The organism is Mycobacterium sp. G7A2 (genome assembly GCF_041902445.1).
GTDB lineage: Bacteria > Actinomycetota > Actinomycetes > Mycobacteriales > Mycobacteriaceae > Mycobacterium.
The window spans coordinates 4165182-4180345 of record NZ_CP169251.1; the positions used below are offsets into that span (position 1 = coordinate 4165182).

Sequence of the window (15164 nt, forward strand, 5' to 3'; positions counted from 1 at the left end):
TGGCGTCCATCGGGTGTCGATTCGTCCACGTCAACCGTTCGATTTCGTACTCATGTGTCTACGGCGTGTTTGCGCGTAATCGGGAGTCTTAGGACACCGCTAGGACACGCACCAAGCGTTCGCACGCACGCTCGAAGGGCTGCCGGGCCATCCAGCACGCGGCTCGGCGGCTACTTATTTCTGCTGACTTGACGACGGTTGGCGTGGAGAGACTGACAGGCCGGCGGCATGGCGATGCAAACGGTCAGGGGCATATCCGCCCGGCCAGGCCACTGGGAGAAGAGGCACGGCCCGAGACTACGGGCGCTCCGCCCCCTCCGACTTATAGTCTTGCGTTGTGACGTTTGGACTGGTGAAGTCGAAGATGCGAGTGGCGGACCACGGCGAAGTTTTCACACCCTCGTGGATGGTCGAGGCGATGCTCGATCTCGTTAAGGGCGAATCGACCCGCATCGACGCCCGCTTCCTCGAACCCGCGTGCGGTTCCGGAAACTTCCTGGTTCCGGTACTCACGCGCAAGCTCGCGGTGGTACACGCCCGATATGGTAGGAGCGACTTCGAGAAGCGTCATCAAGCCCTTCTGGCGCTCATGTCGATCTATGGCGTCGAATTGCTCAACGATAACGTCGACGATTGCAGACGTGACCTACTCGCCGTTCTCACGGAGTACCTCGCGGTCGATGTCGGGTCTGAGTGGTACACAGCGGCCAAGCGAGTCGTGGAAGCCAACATCGTGCACGGCGACGCACTGTCGATGACCACGCGAGAGGCCAGACCCGAACCAATCACCTTCCCCGAGTGGTCTTACGTCGGCAAGGGCAAGTATCACCGTCGCGACTTCCGTTTCGACACAATGACGAGGGTTTCTTCCTTCGGTGACGATGACACTCTCTTTAGTGATCTAGGCAAACACGAGATCTTTACTCCCGTTCGCGATCACGGCTTTCTATCGGTAGCCGACATTGCTGCGGAAGGTAGCACTAGTGACTGAACAAGCCGCATACACCCTGCATAATCGCAACCCAGACGTGCTTACATGCATCGCGAACCTCTCGAATGACGAGGTGTTCACTCCGCCGGAGTTCGCTAACCAGATGCTTGACCTAGTTGCGGACGCATGGGCTGACGCTAACGGCGGCGCTAACATCTGGGCGGATAGATCGGTAACCTTCCTCGACCCCTTCACGAAGTCGGGTGTGTTCCTTCGCGAGATCACGAAGCGCCTCACCGATGGACTGAGAGATGAAATTCCTGATCTCCAAAAGCGCGTTGACCATATCCTCGTGAATCAAGTCTTCGGTATTGGAATTACACAGATCACGAGCCTGATTGCCCGGCGTAGTGTTTACTGCTCGAAGTCAGCGAGCGGCACTCACTCGATCGCACCCTCGTTCACGTCCGAGGTCGGAAACATATGGTTCGAGCCTCTTGAACACAGCTGGGTTGGAGCCACAGAGTTCGTCGAGACTGCGGACAACAACGGCAAACCCGTCACCAAGGGCACCAACGGCAGGTGCAAGTATTGCGGTGCAAATCAGAAAAACTTTGACCGTGCCGAGGGCCTCGAAACGCACGCGTACGCCTTTATTCACGCCGACGACATTAAAGCCAGGATGGCTGAACTTTTTGGAGACAACATGCATTTCGACGTCATCATTGGCAACCCGCCGTATCAACTAAGCGATGGCGGATATGGGACAAGCGCGGCACCGATCTATCACTTGTTTGTCCAGCAAGCAAAGAAGTTGGAACCTCGATATCTCACCATGGTGGTTCCAGCTCGCTGGTTCGCTGGCGGCAAGGGCCTTGACGACTTTCGTGAGTCAATGCTGTCGGATAAGCGACTTCGTGTGATAGAGGACTACCCGGACTCGAACGATGTATTTCCCGGAACACAGGTAAAGGGTGGGGTCTGCTTCTTTCTTTGGGACCGGGACGCCGAGGGCGATGTGCGCGTCACGACACACGATAAGGGAACGGTGCTGTCTAGCGCCTCTCGGCCCTTATTGGAGCCGGGCGCCGATATCTTCATTCGGTACAACGAGGGCGTGTCAATCCTCAAGAAGGTTATGGAGGTCGAGACCGGAGCAACCTCACCTCTCGTCTTACCCAAGGAAAAGCAGTTCAGCGCGTTAGTCAGCTCACGAAAGCCTTTCGGGTTCGATACGACATTCCGCGGGAAAACCGAAAAGTCGAAAGGTGACCTTCGGCTCTACAGAAACGGCGGCGTGGGGTATGTCCCACGGAGCGAAGTTAGCCACGGCATTGATGTTATTGATCGTTGGAAGGTCTTCCTTGCGTACGCGGGAAGCGGAAGTGATTCATTCCCGCATCCGATTCTTCCCAAGCCTTTCGTCGGCGAGCCAGGCAGCGTGTCGTCGGAAACATATCTGTATATTGGCCCTCTCGCCTCGGAAGAGCAGGCGAAGAACGTCTGTACGTATATCGCAACGCGCCTGGTCAGATTTTTAGTGCTACTGCACAAGCCGTCCCAACACGCGACTAGGCCTGTCTACACATTCGTTCCTATGCAAGATTTTTCGAAGCCATGGTCTGATGATCAGCTGTACGCAAAGTACGGAATCACCGATGATGAGATTGCCTTCATAGAGAGTATGGTTCGACCGATGGACTTGAGCAGTGAGTAAATCCGTCGAGGAACTTCTCCCTGAGAAGCCTGAAGCTCGACTGCGTATCTACGCATACTCCATAGACGATGACGCTCATGCGGGTTTACTAAAGATCGGTCAGACAACACTCGGAGTAAAAACCCGCGTAGCGCAGCAGCTCAAGACTGCGGCAATCAAGAACTTCACGATTCAACTCGACGAGTCGGCGGAGCGCGAAGATGGATCAGTGTTCACCGACCATCAGGTCCGGAATCGACTGAAGGCGAAGGGTTTCGCCAATCCTGAGTTGGAGTGGGTTAAATGCACGCTTCCGGACGTGCAAACGGTAATAACTGAATTACGTACCGGCCAGGAGTTGGTCGGCACACATCATGAGACGTTTGCAATGCGTCCCGAACAATCGGAGGCCGTCGAGAAGACATTAGGCTACTTCAATTCTATCTGGAATGAGGATGAAGACGCCGTGCCGCGCTTCCTATGGAACGCGAAGATGCGGTTCGGCAAGACATTCACGACATATCAACTCGCGAAGAAGCTCGGCGCGATGAAGGTGCTGGTAGTTACATTTAAGCCGGCGGTCGAAGATGCGTGGCAGAACGACCTCGACTCTCACGCTGACTTCACCGGATGGCAGTACCTATCAAAGGCTACTGGAACGGATCCCACCACCGCCGATATGACGAAGCCACTCGTGTACTTCGGTTCCTTCCAGGATCTTTTGGGCAGGGACAAGTCCGGCAACATCAAGCCCAAGAACACCTGGGTGCACGAAACGAATTGGGATCTCGTGGTCTTTGACGAGTACCACTTCGGCGCATGGCGCGACAGTGCCAAGGAGCTGTTCGAGGGCGAGGACGAGTCGGAGGCCAAGAAGGAAGCAGCCGCCGAGTACAACCCCGAGTTGGACAGCTTCAATGAGGAGCTGGACGAGCTGGGCGAAAACGAGACCGAGTTCCTGCCCATTACCACCAAGGCTTACCTCTACCTATCAGGCACGCCGTTCAAAGCACTCGCGACCGGCGAGTTCATCGAAGAGCAGATCTTCAACTGGACCTACACGGACGAGCAGCAGGCAAAGCAACTATGGGCGAAGGAGCACCCTGGTGCCTGGAACCCGTACGGGGCGCTGCCCGAGATGAGACTTCTTACGTACCAGATGCCCGACGAACTGTTGGCCATCGCCAAGCAAGGCGAGTTCGACGAATTCGACTTGGGTGAGTTTTTCTCAGCAACGGGCCAGGGCGCTGCGGCCGAGTTCAAGCACAAGAACGATGTACAGAAATGGCTTGACATCATTCGTGGCGCGTACGCCTCTACACAGGTCGACAACCTGAAGCTAGGAGCAAAGAAGCCGCCGTTTCCGTACTCCGACGTTCGACTTCTGCCTTACTTGAATCACTCTTTCTGGTTTCTTCCATCTGTTGCCTCGTGCCATGCAATGGCCAACCTCTTGGCAGAGAAGCAGAACGTCTTCTTCCACGATTACAAGGTGCTTACGGTGGCGGGACCAGGCGCCGGAGTGGGACTAGCTGCGCTCCCTCCGGTTCGCGAGGCAATCGGGAACGGGCATGACTCGAAAACCATAACCCTCTCTTGTGGAAAGCTCACTACGGGTGTGACAGTCCCGCAATGGTGTTCAATGCTTATGCTTCGCAATTTGAATTCGCCAGAGACCTACTTCCAGGCTGCGTTTCGTGTCCAGTCTCCGTGGTCAATTAGGAACCCTAATGGCGACGATCCAAACCAGGAGGAGAACTTCAAGCCGGTCTGCTTCGTATTTGACTTTGCGCCCACACGCGCCCTCCGTCAGATCGCTGAGTACGGCGTTGGATTGTCACCCGAGGCACCGAACCCAGAGGACGCGGTGAGGGAGCTTGTGAGCTTCCTTCCAGTACTTGCCTACGACGGTTCCCACATGACTCAAGTTGATGCTGGCGGCATCCTCGATATTGCTATGGCGGGCACGTCGGCAACGCTGCTTGCACGTAAGTGGGAATCAGCACTGCTTGTCAACGTCGACAACGACACACTCCGCAAGATCCTAGAAAACCCAGATGCGCTCGAGGCGGTGATGAACATTGAGGGCTTCCGGGCGCTCGGCAGCGACGTCTTTGAAACTGTCATCAACAAGAGCGAGAAGGTGAAGGAAACCAAGAAAGCGAAAGGTGAGGATATCACTGCAAAGGAGAAGAAGGAACTCACCGACGAAGAGAAGGAATACAAGTCGAAACGCAAACAAATTCAAGAGAAACTGATCAAGTTCGCGACTCGAATTCCGGCGTTCATGTACCTCACAGACTTTCGCGAGAACACTTTGAAGGACGTCATCACGAAGCTCGAACCCGACCTCTTTAAGACTGTCACCGGGTTGAGCGTCGATGACTTCAATCTGCTGGTATCGCTAAATGTGTTCAACAGCGCCCACATGAACCAAGCGGTGTTTGCGTTCCGCCGCTATGAGGATTCATCGCTGTCCTATACCGGCATTGATAGCCACGAAGGGTTACGTCACCTGGGCCTCTATGACACGGTCGTTGCGCGTGAACTTTAGGAGTACCTCCTCTTTCACAACGACTGGATTGTCCTGATTTCGCATCGCGGCGATGTTCGTGCAGCATGAGGGCCTGGCCCGGCCTGACTAGCCAGGCTCCGGGGCCGACTACGGCCCGATGTTCGACCAACCCTCGTAGTCGTCGGTGGCCGTGATCTCGCACTGCCGTCTCTGGTCACCGTCGAGTACAGCCTGCCCGGCACCACCCGGCAGCGAGCGCAACAGGTCATCGGTCGCGCCCATCGACGCAATCGACTCGATCAGCCGCGCAGCTTCCTCGGCGAACTCGACGGCGCTGACCGGCGGGCCGGCCGCGACGCGGGTCGGGGCGTTGAGGCCGTACAACTTGGCGAGGCCGTCGAGCGTGCGCAACACGACCCGCGCCGCGTCGGTGTCACCGGACCTCGTGGCGGGCCAGAAGCTCGACAGCACGGCCTCTAGCCTCGCGCCATGCACCGCCCGCATTTCATCAACCGACTCGGCCTCGCGGCGAGCGAGCAGCCGCGACACCGCGTGCCGGGCACCGCTCTCGTCTGCGTAGTCGAGCGCGGCGGCGATCTGTGCGTACGGGTGGCCCTGCACTCGCAACTCCATCGCCTTGAGTGCACGTTGCCGCTCGTCGGCGTCGGGTTTCATACGCGACGGATTGCTCATGGTGACGGTCCCTCTCGGTTCAGTCGGTCGGACAGTCCAGATCGGACAGGCGGGGCGGTCGGGTTAGCTCGGCGCGGCTCGCCGACGGGCGGGCGGTGTGTCGGTTGACGCCGCCCACCGCCGAGGCTCGGCGAGCGCCCTCGCGGCCTCGTTGACACCGCCCACCGCGTCGCAGGGGTTGGCACCCTTGGCACAGGGGGTTGGCACCCATAACCGCAGGCCAGAGGGGGCGTGACACCCTTGGCACCCTTGGCACCTAGTCGCACAAGAACGCGGCCTCTCACACAGCTTCAAATAGTTGAGCAGCAAAGCGAATCGGGCGAATTCGTATGGGACTCTCAAGCTACGAGAACCTGCGCGGGGAGTGCCAAGGGGCGCCAAGGGTGCCAAGCCCCTTCTGAACTGGGCAAACGGCGGTGTCGAGGGTGCCAACACCTGTGCCAAGGGTGCCAACCCCGGTTCCACAGTCACGACACCCGCATTCGATATTGAATAACGCTCTGAGCAGCGCGTTCGACCTTGCGACGCTCGATAGTGCCGTTATCGAGCAGCGCCAGCAGCGCGTCGGGGAGGTCACGGCGCAGCTTCCCGGTAACCGAACGGGTCACCGCGCCCTGAGAAACCCAATCTGTTTGCTCACCGAGGAACCGGGTCACCCGGCCCATGACCGTGTGCAGTGCGGCGGTTTGCCGGGCGTCGTCGGCAGCGGCCAGCCGGTGACCGTCAATCTGTCCCTGACGCACAGCGTCGCGCTCGGCGGCAGACAGCGACTCGACGGCGACAACCTTAGCCACCGCCGACGAGACGGTGATAAGTCGCTCGGCACGCTGCCAGTCCTCGGGTCCGACGTAGGTGAGGTCGTGCAGCACCGCGAGCGCGGCGGCGACCTTGAGTTGAGCAAGCAGGCGGTGACCGGCCAGCGGGTCGTCACTGCGCCCGAACGGGTCGGCGTCCTTGGCCGCGTCGGCGTCGATGATCTGTTGAACGATGGGCGACGCGACGCTCATAGGCACCAGTTGTAGCGCGGCGGGCGAATAGAGGTCAGCGTCGTCGGCCTCGGCGTGAAAGTCCATGGGGTCGATGCCGAAGTCGGGCACCGCCACCGTCATCGGCTCGACCCGATCGGCGTCGGCGCTGCGTCGTGCTCGTGCGACACCGGGCCGCACTGGCGTCCACACAAACCGCTGCGGCACCCCGTCACGCTGCGCCTGCGGGTTGAGCAGTACCGCGCCGTTGTCGGGCTGCACGCCAGCCGACAGGCACAGCCGGTAGCTGTGCATCGGCAGGATGACGCGCCGGTCCTTGTCGGCGTTGGCGAACCCGAGTTCTTCACCCATGTACGCCTTGAGCAACTCGGGCACCAGCGTCGAGCCTTGACGCGCCGTCAGGGCCGCGACCGTGGCAATGTCGCGGCAGCCGAACAGGGCGCGGTCGGTGTGCCATTTCAACTCGACCTGACCGCTGCCGTCCTTATCGCGCTCGGCGTGGGCATATGTGCGGTTGATCCCCTCCCCGGTGCCGACCGGAATCATCGGCAGCGACGGGGCGACCCGGCGACCGCCGACCGACAGGCGCACGGCTGCGGCTGCGGTTTTGTCAGCGGTGCCCTTGCCCGCACCGCTGCCGCCGACCACCGTCAGCAGCATGTTCAGCGACACCTCGCCGCCGATGATGGGCGGCAGGACAACCTGCGGTGGCACGGCCAGCACCGTGCGCATGAGCACGCCGAGCACGGTCGCGTACCGCTCAGCGCCGCGTGCGTCGGCGAACCCGGCGACGTGGGCCAGAATCCCGCTCGACGTCAGCACGCCGGCGTTGTCGGCCATGACGCGGCGCAGGTCGGCCAGCGCATCATCCGCAGCCGCCACCCCGTCCGAGGCCGTGACATCGTTGCGCACCCGGTACTGCTCAGCGGCGACATGGTCACGGTCGTCGCGAGCCTGTTCGGCATTCACGCGATCAACCCACGCGGGCTTGTTCGGGTAGGGACTGCCGCTGTTCTTCCCGCTAGTCTTAGCCGTGGCGGTCACTTGCTCGGCTGCCTCTCATCGGTGGTAAGTCGCCCCGCTCGGTCTCGTCAACCGGCGGGGCGCACGCATATCGTGGTCAATCGCGTTGCGCCAGTTGGCCTTTACCCGTCACCGCCGAGCATCTTGAGCAGTGCCAGTGCGGGCACCCGCACGCGCTTCTCGCCGAGCTTGATCGTCGGCAACCGCCCCTCACGCGCCATTGTGTAGCCATAGGCGCGACTCACGCCGAGGTAGCGTGCGGCCTGTTCGATGCTCAGAGTCGGTGGCCCGCTGCGCAATTCGTCCAGAGTGGGAGTCGCCTTGATGGCTGTGGTCATCGTCATAGTGTCTATTTTGCACCGTTGTGCGGTTTCGTCTAGGGTGAGAAAATATGAGCGGGACCAAGCGCGATTACTCACCGCGCCGGGCAGGCGAGGTGGTCGGGGTCGAGGTTGATGCCGACGCCGAGCGTCCGGTGACGATCACCTGCCACGATCATGCGCACACCTACGAGATTGCGTGGCGCGACACCGCCGACGGGCCGGTCATCACCGATCTGCGGGTGACATCGGTCGACAGCGTGCCGATCACGTCGGACACACTGCGGCGCATCAACACTGACCGGCTCGCCCGCGTGGCGGCGATGCGAGATACCGCCGAGGCTGCCGACGCCGCTCGCAAGCTGCGCCGGACCCTCGACGCGGCAACCGGCACCCCGGACGGCCATGAATGGATCGAACGGTTCCGGTTCACCGACGGCGTTGTCGACGCAATGGTCCGGCACGCGCCGCCGGGATTCTCACCGCCCGAGTCCGGCGTCAAGCGCGTCGGACGGCCCCCGTTGTCCCCGGAGTTTCTTACGCAAGTAGTTGCGTGGGTGCGCGAGGCAAGCATCGAGGGTGGCAATCTCTATGACAAGGTCGCCGTCCGCGCCGCGAGCGCCCTCGGGCGCGAAGTATCCGCTGAGACTGTCAAGGGATGGGTCCGGCGGTGCAAAGCCGCCGGTCTGCTCAAACCCGACGAACTACGCCGCCCCCGGAAACCTCACGCCGCCGAGCCGACCACCGACCAACAGGAGAGCGACCGATGAGCACCGGCACCGCAGCCGACACACAGCCCGCCCGTCAGCCAAAGCAGCGCGGTGATCGCACCGACAACTCGATCAAGCGGCTGCCGAACGGCAAGGGTTGGCGTGCCCGGCCCACGTTGGGCATTGACCCGATGACCGGCAAGCAGGTCCGGCCTACCAAGGTGTTCCGCACCAAGGGCGAGGCCGTGCAGTGGGTCACCGAGCAGCGCCAGCAGTGGGCATCGGCGACATGGGCACCCAAGTCGGTCCAGACATTCGATGAGGTCGCCGACCACTGGCTCAAGTTGCGCGAGGCCGACCCGTCGATCGGGCCGAACACCGTTCGGGCCGACCGTGAGTCGCTCGCCTACGCCCGCCGGGCGTTCGGCGCGGTGCCGGTGCAGAAGCTCACGCCCGCCGCGCTGGCCGACTGGTCAGCCACGCTGACCGGGAAGGGCGGCAAGGCACTCGCACCGGCCACCAAGCGCCGTGCGATTGTCCGGCTCAAGTCGGTCATGGCTCACGCGAAGCGGATGCGCTGGCTGACCTACGATCCGTCAGCCGATCTTGAGTCGCCCGAACAGAAGTCGGTCACGGCCACCGACGCGGGCGATATCTGGATACCCGCGCAGATGACGGCGTTCATCGAGCACGTCGCCGCCCACCGCCTCGCTGGGTGTTTCGCGCTCACGCTGCTCGGGCTGCGGCGCGAGGAAGTCGGCGGGCTGCGCTGGTGCGACGTCGATCTTGAGGCCGGGGCGCTGCGCATCCGGCAGGCTCGGGTCGACGTCAACGGGCGCGACATGATCGTGGGAACCAAGACAGACCGCAGTGCCCGCGATCTGCCGCTGCCGCCACACGAACTGTCGATGCTCAAGGCCATGCGCACGGCCCATCTGCGCGAGCACCTCGCCGTGGGGCGACCGCTGGCCGAGGCCGACCTGCTGCTGTCGCGGGCCGACGGGACGCCGCTGCCGGTGCGCGAGTACAGCCGCGAGTTCGCCGCGCAGCGCAAGGCTGCGGGACTCAAGGCGATCACGCTCGGAAAGCTGCGTCACTCCAACATCTCTCGGATGCGTGCGGCGGGGATCGCCGCCGACGTCGTCGCAGCGTGGCACGGCCACACCGAGCGGATGACGCAGGCCGTCTACGGGCGCGTGACCGATGACCGGCTCACCGCCGCGTCGGCGGTGTTCTCGACCGCGATAGGACAGAGTTAGGACAACCGGCGAGCGTAGGCCACCGCCCCGCAAACCATGAAACCCGCCTCGGCCAATGATCGGAGCGGGTTTTCAATTGGTGGAGCTAAGGGGACTCGAACCCCTGACCCCCACACTGCCAGTGTGGTGCGCTACCAGCTGCGCCATAGCCCCGTGAAGTTGTGCCCACCGAAGTTACACCACCAGGGGTAGCCGCTCAAAATCGCTGGTCACGGCACCTCACCTCCGGCTTCGGGACCCAGCGGGCGGGCTTCGGTGGGTTCGGCAGCGGGGCGGGGCCGGGTTTCGGGGGCGAACACCCAGCCGAGGGAGGCGAGCGCCAGGATCAACCCGCTGATGGCAAATGCCCACGCGAACGACGTGTACTGCGCGATCAGGCCCACCAACAGCGACCCGCCGATCGAGCCGAAGTCCGCCATCATCTGGAAAGTCGCCACCGCCGTGCCACCGCGAGACTTGTTGCCCACCACGTCCGCCACCGCGGCCTGCTGCGGGGAGACGAACACCCCGGTCGCCGCGCCGGCAACGTAGGCCGCGACCAAAAACAGCGGGAAAGACGGGGTGAAGCCGACGACCGCGGTCGAGACCGCCGCCACCGCCAACCCACCGATCAACAATTTGCGTCGCCCGATCCGGTCCGAGAGGTATCCACTCGGGATCACCACGGAGATGTTGCCGACCGCGAACGCGGCCAGCGCCACTCCCGCCGCTCCGGCGCCGCGGTCGAGCACCTCGACGACGAACAGCGGCACCAGCGCGATGCGCAGCCCGAACGACGCCCACCCGGTCGCGAAGTTGGAGAACAACGCCGCCCGGTAGGCGCGGTGCCGCAGCACAGCGCGCACCGGGACCGGGTCGTCGGCCTGGTCGTTGCCGGTCACGACTGTCGAGTTGCGCAGGCTGACGAACACGACGACGGCGGCGACGAGCAGCGCTGCGCCGTAGATCAGGAACGGTGCGGACAGCCCTAGGCCCACGGTGAGGCTGCCCAGGATCGGCCCGGCGACCGAGCCGATCATGAAGCCCGACGAGAACAACCCCGCGACGCGGCCGCGCGCACCCGGCGGCGAGATCCTAATCATCAGGCCCAGCGACGACACGGTGAACATCGCCGAGCCGACACCGCCCAGCGACCGGAACAGCAGCAGCTGCCAATACGTCTGCGCGAACGCGCACGCCCCGGTCGACAGCGCCACAATCAGCAGACCGCTGATGTAGATGCGCCGCTCCCCCAGCCGCTGCACGAGCAGACCGGCCGGGGGCGCACCGATCAACCGCATCACGGCGAACGCGGTGATGACGAACGTCGCCGCGCTGATGCTCACCCCGAAGTGCCGCGCGTACTGCGGCAGTACCGGCGCCACCACGCCGTAGCCGAGCGCGACCACCACATTGGCGACGACCAGCACCCAGACTTCGCGGGGCAGCCGCTGTTTGGCTTCGGCCGAGGCCGCCGGCGGAACGCCGCGGGACCCCGGTGTCACGAACGAACCGGCCTCAAGAGATGACCTTGTTCACCACGTCGCGCGCCGCCTCCTGCACCTGCGCGAGGTGGTCGGCGCCCTGGAACGACTCCGCATAGATCTTGTAGACGTCCTCGGTGCCGGACGGACGCGCGGCGAACCAGGCGTTCTCGGTGGTCACCTTCAGCCCGCCGAGGGGCGCCCCGTTTCCGGGGGCGGTGGTCAGTTTGGCGGTGATCGGCTCGCCGGCGAGTTCGGTGGCGGTGACCTGCTCGGGTGACAGCTTGGCCAGCCGCGCCTTCTGCTCCCGGTCTGCCGGCGCGTCGATGCGGGCATAGGTCGGTGCGCCGTACTTGTCGGCCAGTTGCGCGTAGCGCTGCGACGGGGTCGAGCCGGTGACAGCAAGGATCTCCGAGGCCAGCAGCGCCAAGATGATGCCGTCCTTGTCGGTGGTCCAGACGGTGCCGTCGGTGCGCAGGAAGGACGCTCCGGCACTCTCCTCGCCGCCGAAGCCGATCGTGCCGCCGAGGAGTCCGTCGACGAACCATTTGAACCCGACCGGCACCTCCATCAGGTTGCGGTCCAGCCCCGCCACCACGCGATCGATGATCGACGAGCTGACCGCGGTCTTGCCGATCGCCGTTCCGGCGGGCCAGGTGGCCCGGTGCGTGCACAGGTAGTCGATCGCCACGGCCAGGTAGTGGTTGGGGTTCAGCAGCCCGCCGTCGGGGGTGACGATGCCGTGCCGGTCGGAGTCGGCGTCGTTGCCGGTGGCGATCTGGTAGAGGTCAGCGTCGCCGACGACTTTGTGCACCAGCGAAGCCATCGCGTTCGGCGAGCTGCAGTCCATCCGGATCTTGCCGTCGCCGTCGAGCGTCATGAACCGCCAGGTCGCGTCGACGAGCGGGTTGACCACCGTGAGGTTGAGGTCGTACCGGTCGGCGATGGCCGCCCAGTAGTCGACGCTGGCGCCGCCGAGCGGGTCGGCGCCGATGCGGATGCCCTCGGCTTTGATGGCGTGGATGTCGACGACGTTCGGCAGGTCGGCGACGTAGGCGTCCAGGTAGTCGTGACGCTCCGCGGCGCCCAGGGCACGCGCCAGGGGCACGCGGCGCACTTCCTTGAGACCGTCGCGCAGGATCTCGTTGGCCCGCGTCGCGATGGCACCGGTGGCGTCGGTGTCGGCGGGCCCGCCGTGGGGCGGGTTGTACTTGAAGCCGCCGTCGCGGGGTGGGTTGTGCGAGGGCGTGACGACGATGCCGTCGGCCAGTCCCGTCTCACGTCCCCGGTTGTAGGTCAGGATCGCGTGGCTGACCGCCGGGGTCGGGGTGTAGCGATCGGCCGAATCGATCTTGACGACAACGTCGTTGGCCGCGAGTACCTCGAGCGCCGACACCCACGCCGGTTCGGACAGGGCATGGGTGTCGCGGCCGATGAACAGCGGCCCGGTGGTGCCCTGGGCGGCCCGGTACTCGACGATGGCCTGCGTGGTCGCCAGGATGTGCGCCTCGTTGAAGGCCGCGTCGAGGCTGGAGCCGCGATGCCCGGACGTGCCGAAGGCGACCTGCTGGTCGACGTCGTCCGGATCGGGCGACACGGAGTAGTAGGCGGTCACCACCTGTGCGACATCGATGAGGTCTTCGGGTTGTGCCGGTTGCCCGGCCCGGGGGTTCGCAGCCATGTCCTCGATTCTGCTACGCGGCGGCCCGTCGCAGTACCCGGGCGGGGGTCTGCTGTGCATACTCTTCGGTGATGGCTGTCGACCGGCGGGAACTGGCTGCGGTGTTCGCAGGCGGTGCGCTGGGTACCTTGGCTCGGGCGGGTTTCGAAGAGCTCGCCGCCCCGGATCCCGGCCGCTGGCCGTGGCCGACGTTCACCGTCAACATCGTGGGCGCGTTCCTGCTCGGCGTGTTCGTCACCCGACTGCTGGAACGGCTGCCGCTGTCGAGCTACCGGCGACCGTTTCTGGGGACCGGCTTCTGCGGCGGTCTGACCACGTTCTCGACGATGCAGGTCGAGACCATCGCCATGCTCGAGCACGGCCACTACGGACTGGCGGTCGGCTACACCGCGGCAAGCGTCGCACTGGGCCTGCTCGCTGTCTACCTAGCCACGGTGTTGGTGCGCCGGGGGTGGATGCGGCGATGACGACGGCGCTGAGCTGGCTGGGCGTGCTGGTGTGCGGCGGGCTGGGCTCGCTGCTGCGCTTCACCGTCGACCGCGCGGTGTCGCGCCGCTCGGGCGGCAGCTTTCCGGCCGGCACGCTGGCCGTCAATCTCACCGGCGCGCTGCTCTTGGGTTTCGTCGCCGGCCTGGCCCTGAGCCCACACCTGGCGTTGGTGGCCGGCACCGCCTTCGTCGGTGCCTACACGACGTTCTCCACGTGGATGCTCGAGACGCACCGACTGGCCGAGGAGCGCCAACTCGCACCGGCGGTGGCGAACATCGTGGTCAGCATCGCGTTGGGCCTGCCCGCGGCCTACGCCGGGCAGACGATCGCGGGGTTGCTGTGAACCCGATAGGTCAGGAGATCCTCACCCTCACAGCATATTTCGCCGAACGCGAGCGGCACGGCGGTCGCTTTCTGGCCGAGGAGCTGTTGGACCGCTACGACCAGCAATCGATCGCCACCAGCGTCATGCTGCGCGGTATCGCGAGCTTCGGCCCGGCCCATGTGGTGCGCAGCGATCGCTCGCTCAGCCTGTCCGAGGACCCGCCCGTGACCCTCACCGCCGTGGACAGCGCGGACCGCATCATTCCGCTGGCCGAGGAGGTCGCCGGGGTAGTGGACCGTGGCGTGCTGACCCTCGAGCGCGGCCGCACCCTACCCGACCCCGCATCCAGCGACGACGTGCGCCTGTCGGTGTATCTGGGCCGTCGGCAGCGCGTCGCGGGTGCGGCCGGCTATCTGCGGGTCTGCGAGGTGTTCCACCGACTCGGATTCCTTTCCGCCGAGGTGTTTCTCGGGGTCGACGGCACCGTCTCCGGCGAGCGGCGGCGGGCGCGGTTCTTCAGCCGCAACGCCGACGTACCGCTGATCGTGGTGGGCGTCGGCACCGCAGCCCAGGCGGAGGCCGCATTGACCGAACTGCGGCCGCACCTGGCGGACCCGCTGATCACACTGGAGCGGATTGTGGTGTGCAAGAACGCCGGCCACGTCATTGCCGAACCAGGGAGGGTGCCCGGCGGTTACCTCAAGGTGACGGTGCGCACCGACGAAGACAGCCGCCATGACGGCACCCCCGTCCACCGCGCGTTGGTGAGCAGGTTGATGCAGACCGACCACGCCAACGGCGCCACGGTGCTGCGGAGCATCTGGGGGTACCACGGCGCACAGGCGCCACATGGTGATCAGCTCTTTCAACTGGCCCGGCACGTGCCGGTGAGCACGGTGATCGTCGACACCGCCGAGAGCATCGCAGCCAGCTACCCCGTCATCGACGAACTGACCGTCACCCACGGCCTGGTGACCTGCGAAACCGTTCCGGCGATGCTCGCGCTGGACCACGGCCGCACCCAGGGTGGCCTTCTGCTGGAGTGACGGCACGCCACCAGTTCGAGGTGTTGC

The 15164-nt window shown here is 64.1% G+C and carries 13 protein-coding genes and 1 tRNA gene; 8 read left to right on the plus strand and 6 right to left on the minus strand.

Features of this window, described 5'->3' with window-relative positions; genetic code table 11:
- Positions 1 to 337 precede the first annotated feature (337 nt).
- From ACEWX3_RS19790 to ACEWX3_RS19800, 3 genes are read left to right on the plus strand one after another with little or no spacing between them, the layout of a single operon-like run.
- The gene (locus tag ACEWX3_RS19790) at positions 338 to 991 is read left to right on the plus strand and encodes an N-6 DNA methylase (RefSeq protein ID WP_374157427.1); all 654 of its coding nucleotides are present in this window, start codon (positions 338 to 340) and stop codon (positions 989 to 991) included.
- The gene (locus tag ACEWX3_RS19795; protein WP_374157428.1) at positions 984 to 2648 is read left to right on the plus strand and encodes an Eco57I restriction-modification methylase domain-containing protein; all 1665 of its coding nucleotides are present in this window, start codon (positions 984 to 986) and stop codon (positions 2646 to 2648) included. Before ACEWX3_RS19790 ends, ACEWX3_RS19795 begins: the two co-directional genes overlap by 8 nt.
- Entirely contained in the window at positions 2641 to 5181 is a 2541-nt protein-coding gene (locus tag ACEWX3_RS19800) for a DEAD/DEAH box helicase family protein (RefSeq protein WP_374157429.1), read from the plus strand. The genes ACEWX3_RS19795 and ACEWX3_RS19800 overlap by 8 nt, the downstream gene beginning before the upstream one ends.
- A gap of 108 nt (positions 5182 to 5289) precedes the next feature.
- Here ACEWX3_RS19800 and ACEWX3_RS19805 read toward each other — a convergent pair whose 3' ends face one another.
- The 3 genes from ACEWX3_RS19805 to ACEWX3_RS19815 all read right to left on the minus strand — a co-directional run bounded on the left by ACEWX3_RS19805 (position 5290) and on the right by ACEWX3_RS19815 (position 8182).
- Complete coding sequence (locus tag ACEWX3_RS19805) at positions 5290 to 5835, minus strand: hypothetical protein (protein WP_374157430.1); 546 nt, start codon at positions 5833 to 5835, stop codon at positions 5290 to 5292.
- A gap of 467 nt (positions 5836 to 6302) precedes the next feature.
- The gene (locus tag ACEWX3_RS19810; protein WP_374157431.1) at positions 6303 to 7790 is read right to left on the minus strand and encodes a hypothetical protein; all 1488 of its coding nucleotides are present in this window, start codon (positions 7788 to 7790) and stop codon (positions 6303 to 6305) included.
- Between the two features lie 176 nt (positions 7791 to 7966).
- Positions 7967 to 8182 carry a helix-turn-helix domain-containing protein gene (locus ACEWX3_RS19815; protein WP_374157432.1) on the minus strand — a complete coding sequence of 72 codons (216 nt, stop codon included), beginning with the start codon at positions 8180 to 8182 and terminating at the stop codon, positions 7967 to 7969.
- Between the two features lie 53 nt (positions 8183 to 8235).
- Between ACEWX3_RS19815 and ACEWX3_RS19820 the strand changes: the two genes are divergently transcribed.
- Together ACEWX3_RS19820 and ACEWX3_RS19825 are read left to right on the plus strand one after the other, a co-directional pair.
- On the plus strand, positions 8236 to 8934 hold the full coding sequence (locus tag ACEWX3_RS19820; protein ID WP_374157433.1) for a hypothetical protein: 699 nt from the start codon (positions 8236 to 8238) through the stop codon (positions 8932 to 8934).
- Entirely contained in the window at positions 8931 to 10133 is a 1203-nt protein-coding gene (locus ACEWX3_RS19825) for a tyrosine-type recombinase/integrase (RefSeq protein WP_374157434.1), read from the plus strand. The genes ACEWX3_RS19820 and ACEWX3_RS19825 overlap by 4 nt, the downstream gene beginning before the upstream one ends.
- A 77-nt stretch (positions 10134 to 10210) precedes the next feature.
- Here ACEWX3_RS19825 and ACEWX3_RS19830 read toward each other — a convergent pair.
- From ACEWX3_RS19830 to pgm, 3 genes are all read right to left on the minus strand, one after another.
- Positions 10211 to 10286 (minus strand) — tRNA-Ala (locus tag ACEWX3_RS19830).
- Between the two features lie 56 nt (positions 10287 to 10342).
- Positions 10343 to 11617, minus strand: a complete 1275-nt coding sequence (locus tag ACEWX3_RS19835) for an MFS transporter (protein WP_374157435.1) — start codon at positions 11615 to 11617, stop codon at positions 10343 to 10345.
- A gap of 13 nt (positions 11618 to 11630) precedes the next feature.
- Positions 11631 to 13277, minus strand: coding sequence for a phosphoglucomutase (alpha-D-glucose-1,6-bisphosphate-dependent) (pgm, locus tag ACEWX3_RS19840; protein WP_374157436.1), 1647 nt, complete (start codon positions 13275 to 13277; stop codon positions 11631 to 11633).
- Positions 13278 to 13348: 71 nt separating this feature from the next.
- Here pgm and crcB (ACEWX3_RS19845) point away from each other — a divergent pair, with 71 nt between their 5' ends.
- From crcB (ACEWX3_RS19845) to ACEWX3_RS19855, 3 genes are read left to right on the plus strand one after another with little or no spacing between them, the layout of a single operon-like run.
- Positions 13349 to 13744, plus strand: a complete 396-nt coding sequence (gene crcB / locus ACEWX3_RS19845) for a fluoride efflux transporter CrcB (protein ID WP_373889045.1) — start codon at positions 13349 to 13351, stop codon at positions 13742 to 13744.
- Positions 13741 to 14109 carry a fluoride efflux transporter CrcB gene (gene crcB / locus ACEWX3_RS19850; protein WP_207066269.1) on the plus strand — a complete coding sequence of 123 codons (369 nt, stop codon included), beginning with the start codon at positions 13741 to 13743 and terminating at the stop codon, positions 14107 to 14109. The genes crcB (ACEWX3_RS19845) and crcB (ACEWX3_RS19850) overlap by 4 nt, the downstream gene beginning before the upstream one ends.
- Positions 14110 to 14114: 5 nt before the next feature.
- On the plus strand, positions 14115 to 15137 hold the full coding sequence (locus tag ACEWX3_RS19855) for a DUF190 domain-containing protein (protein WP_374159905.1): 1023 nt from the start codon (positions 14115 to 14117) through the stop codon (positions 15135 to 15137).
- The last annotated feature ends 27 nt before the right edge of the window (positions 15138 to 15164 follow it).

Excerpts from the sequence above, each read along its gene's own strand:
- ACEWX3_RS19805 (WP_374157430.1), bottom strand. The coding sequence starts at position 5,835 with ATGAGCAATCCGTCGCGTATGAAACCCGACGCCGACGAGCGGCAACGT.
- ACEWX3_RS19815 (WP_374157432.1), bottom strand. The coding sequence starts at position 8,182 with ATGACCACAGCCATCAAGGCGACTCCCACTCTGGACGAATTGCGCAGC.
- ACEWX3_RS19820 (WP_374157433.1), top strand. The coding sequence starts at position 8,236 with ATGAGCGGGACCAAGCGCGATTACTCACCGCGCCGGGCAGGCGAGGTG.
- ACEWX3_RS19825 (WP_374157434.1), top strand. The coding sequence starts at position 8,931 with ATGAGCACCGGCACCGCAGCCGACACACAGCCCGCCCGTCAGCCAAAG.
- pgm (WP_374157436.1), bottom strand. The coding sequence starts at position 13,277 with ATGGCTGCGAACCCCCGGGCCGGGCAACCGGCACAACCCGAAGACCTC.
- crcB (WP_373889045.1), top strand. The coding sequence starts at position 13,349 with ATGGCTGTCGACCGGCGGGAACTGGCTGCGGTGTTCGCAGGCGGTGCG.
- crcB (WP_207066269.1), top strand. The coding sequence starts at position 13,741 with ATGACGACGGCGCTGAGCTGGCTGGGCGTGCTGGTGTGCGGCGGGCTG.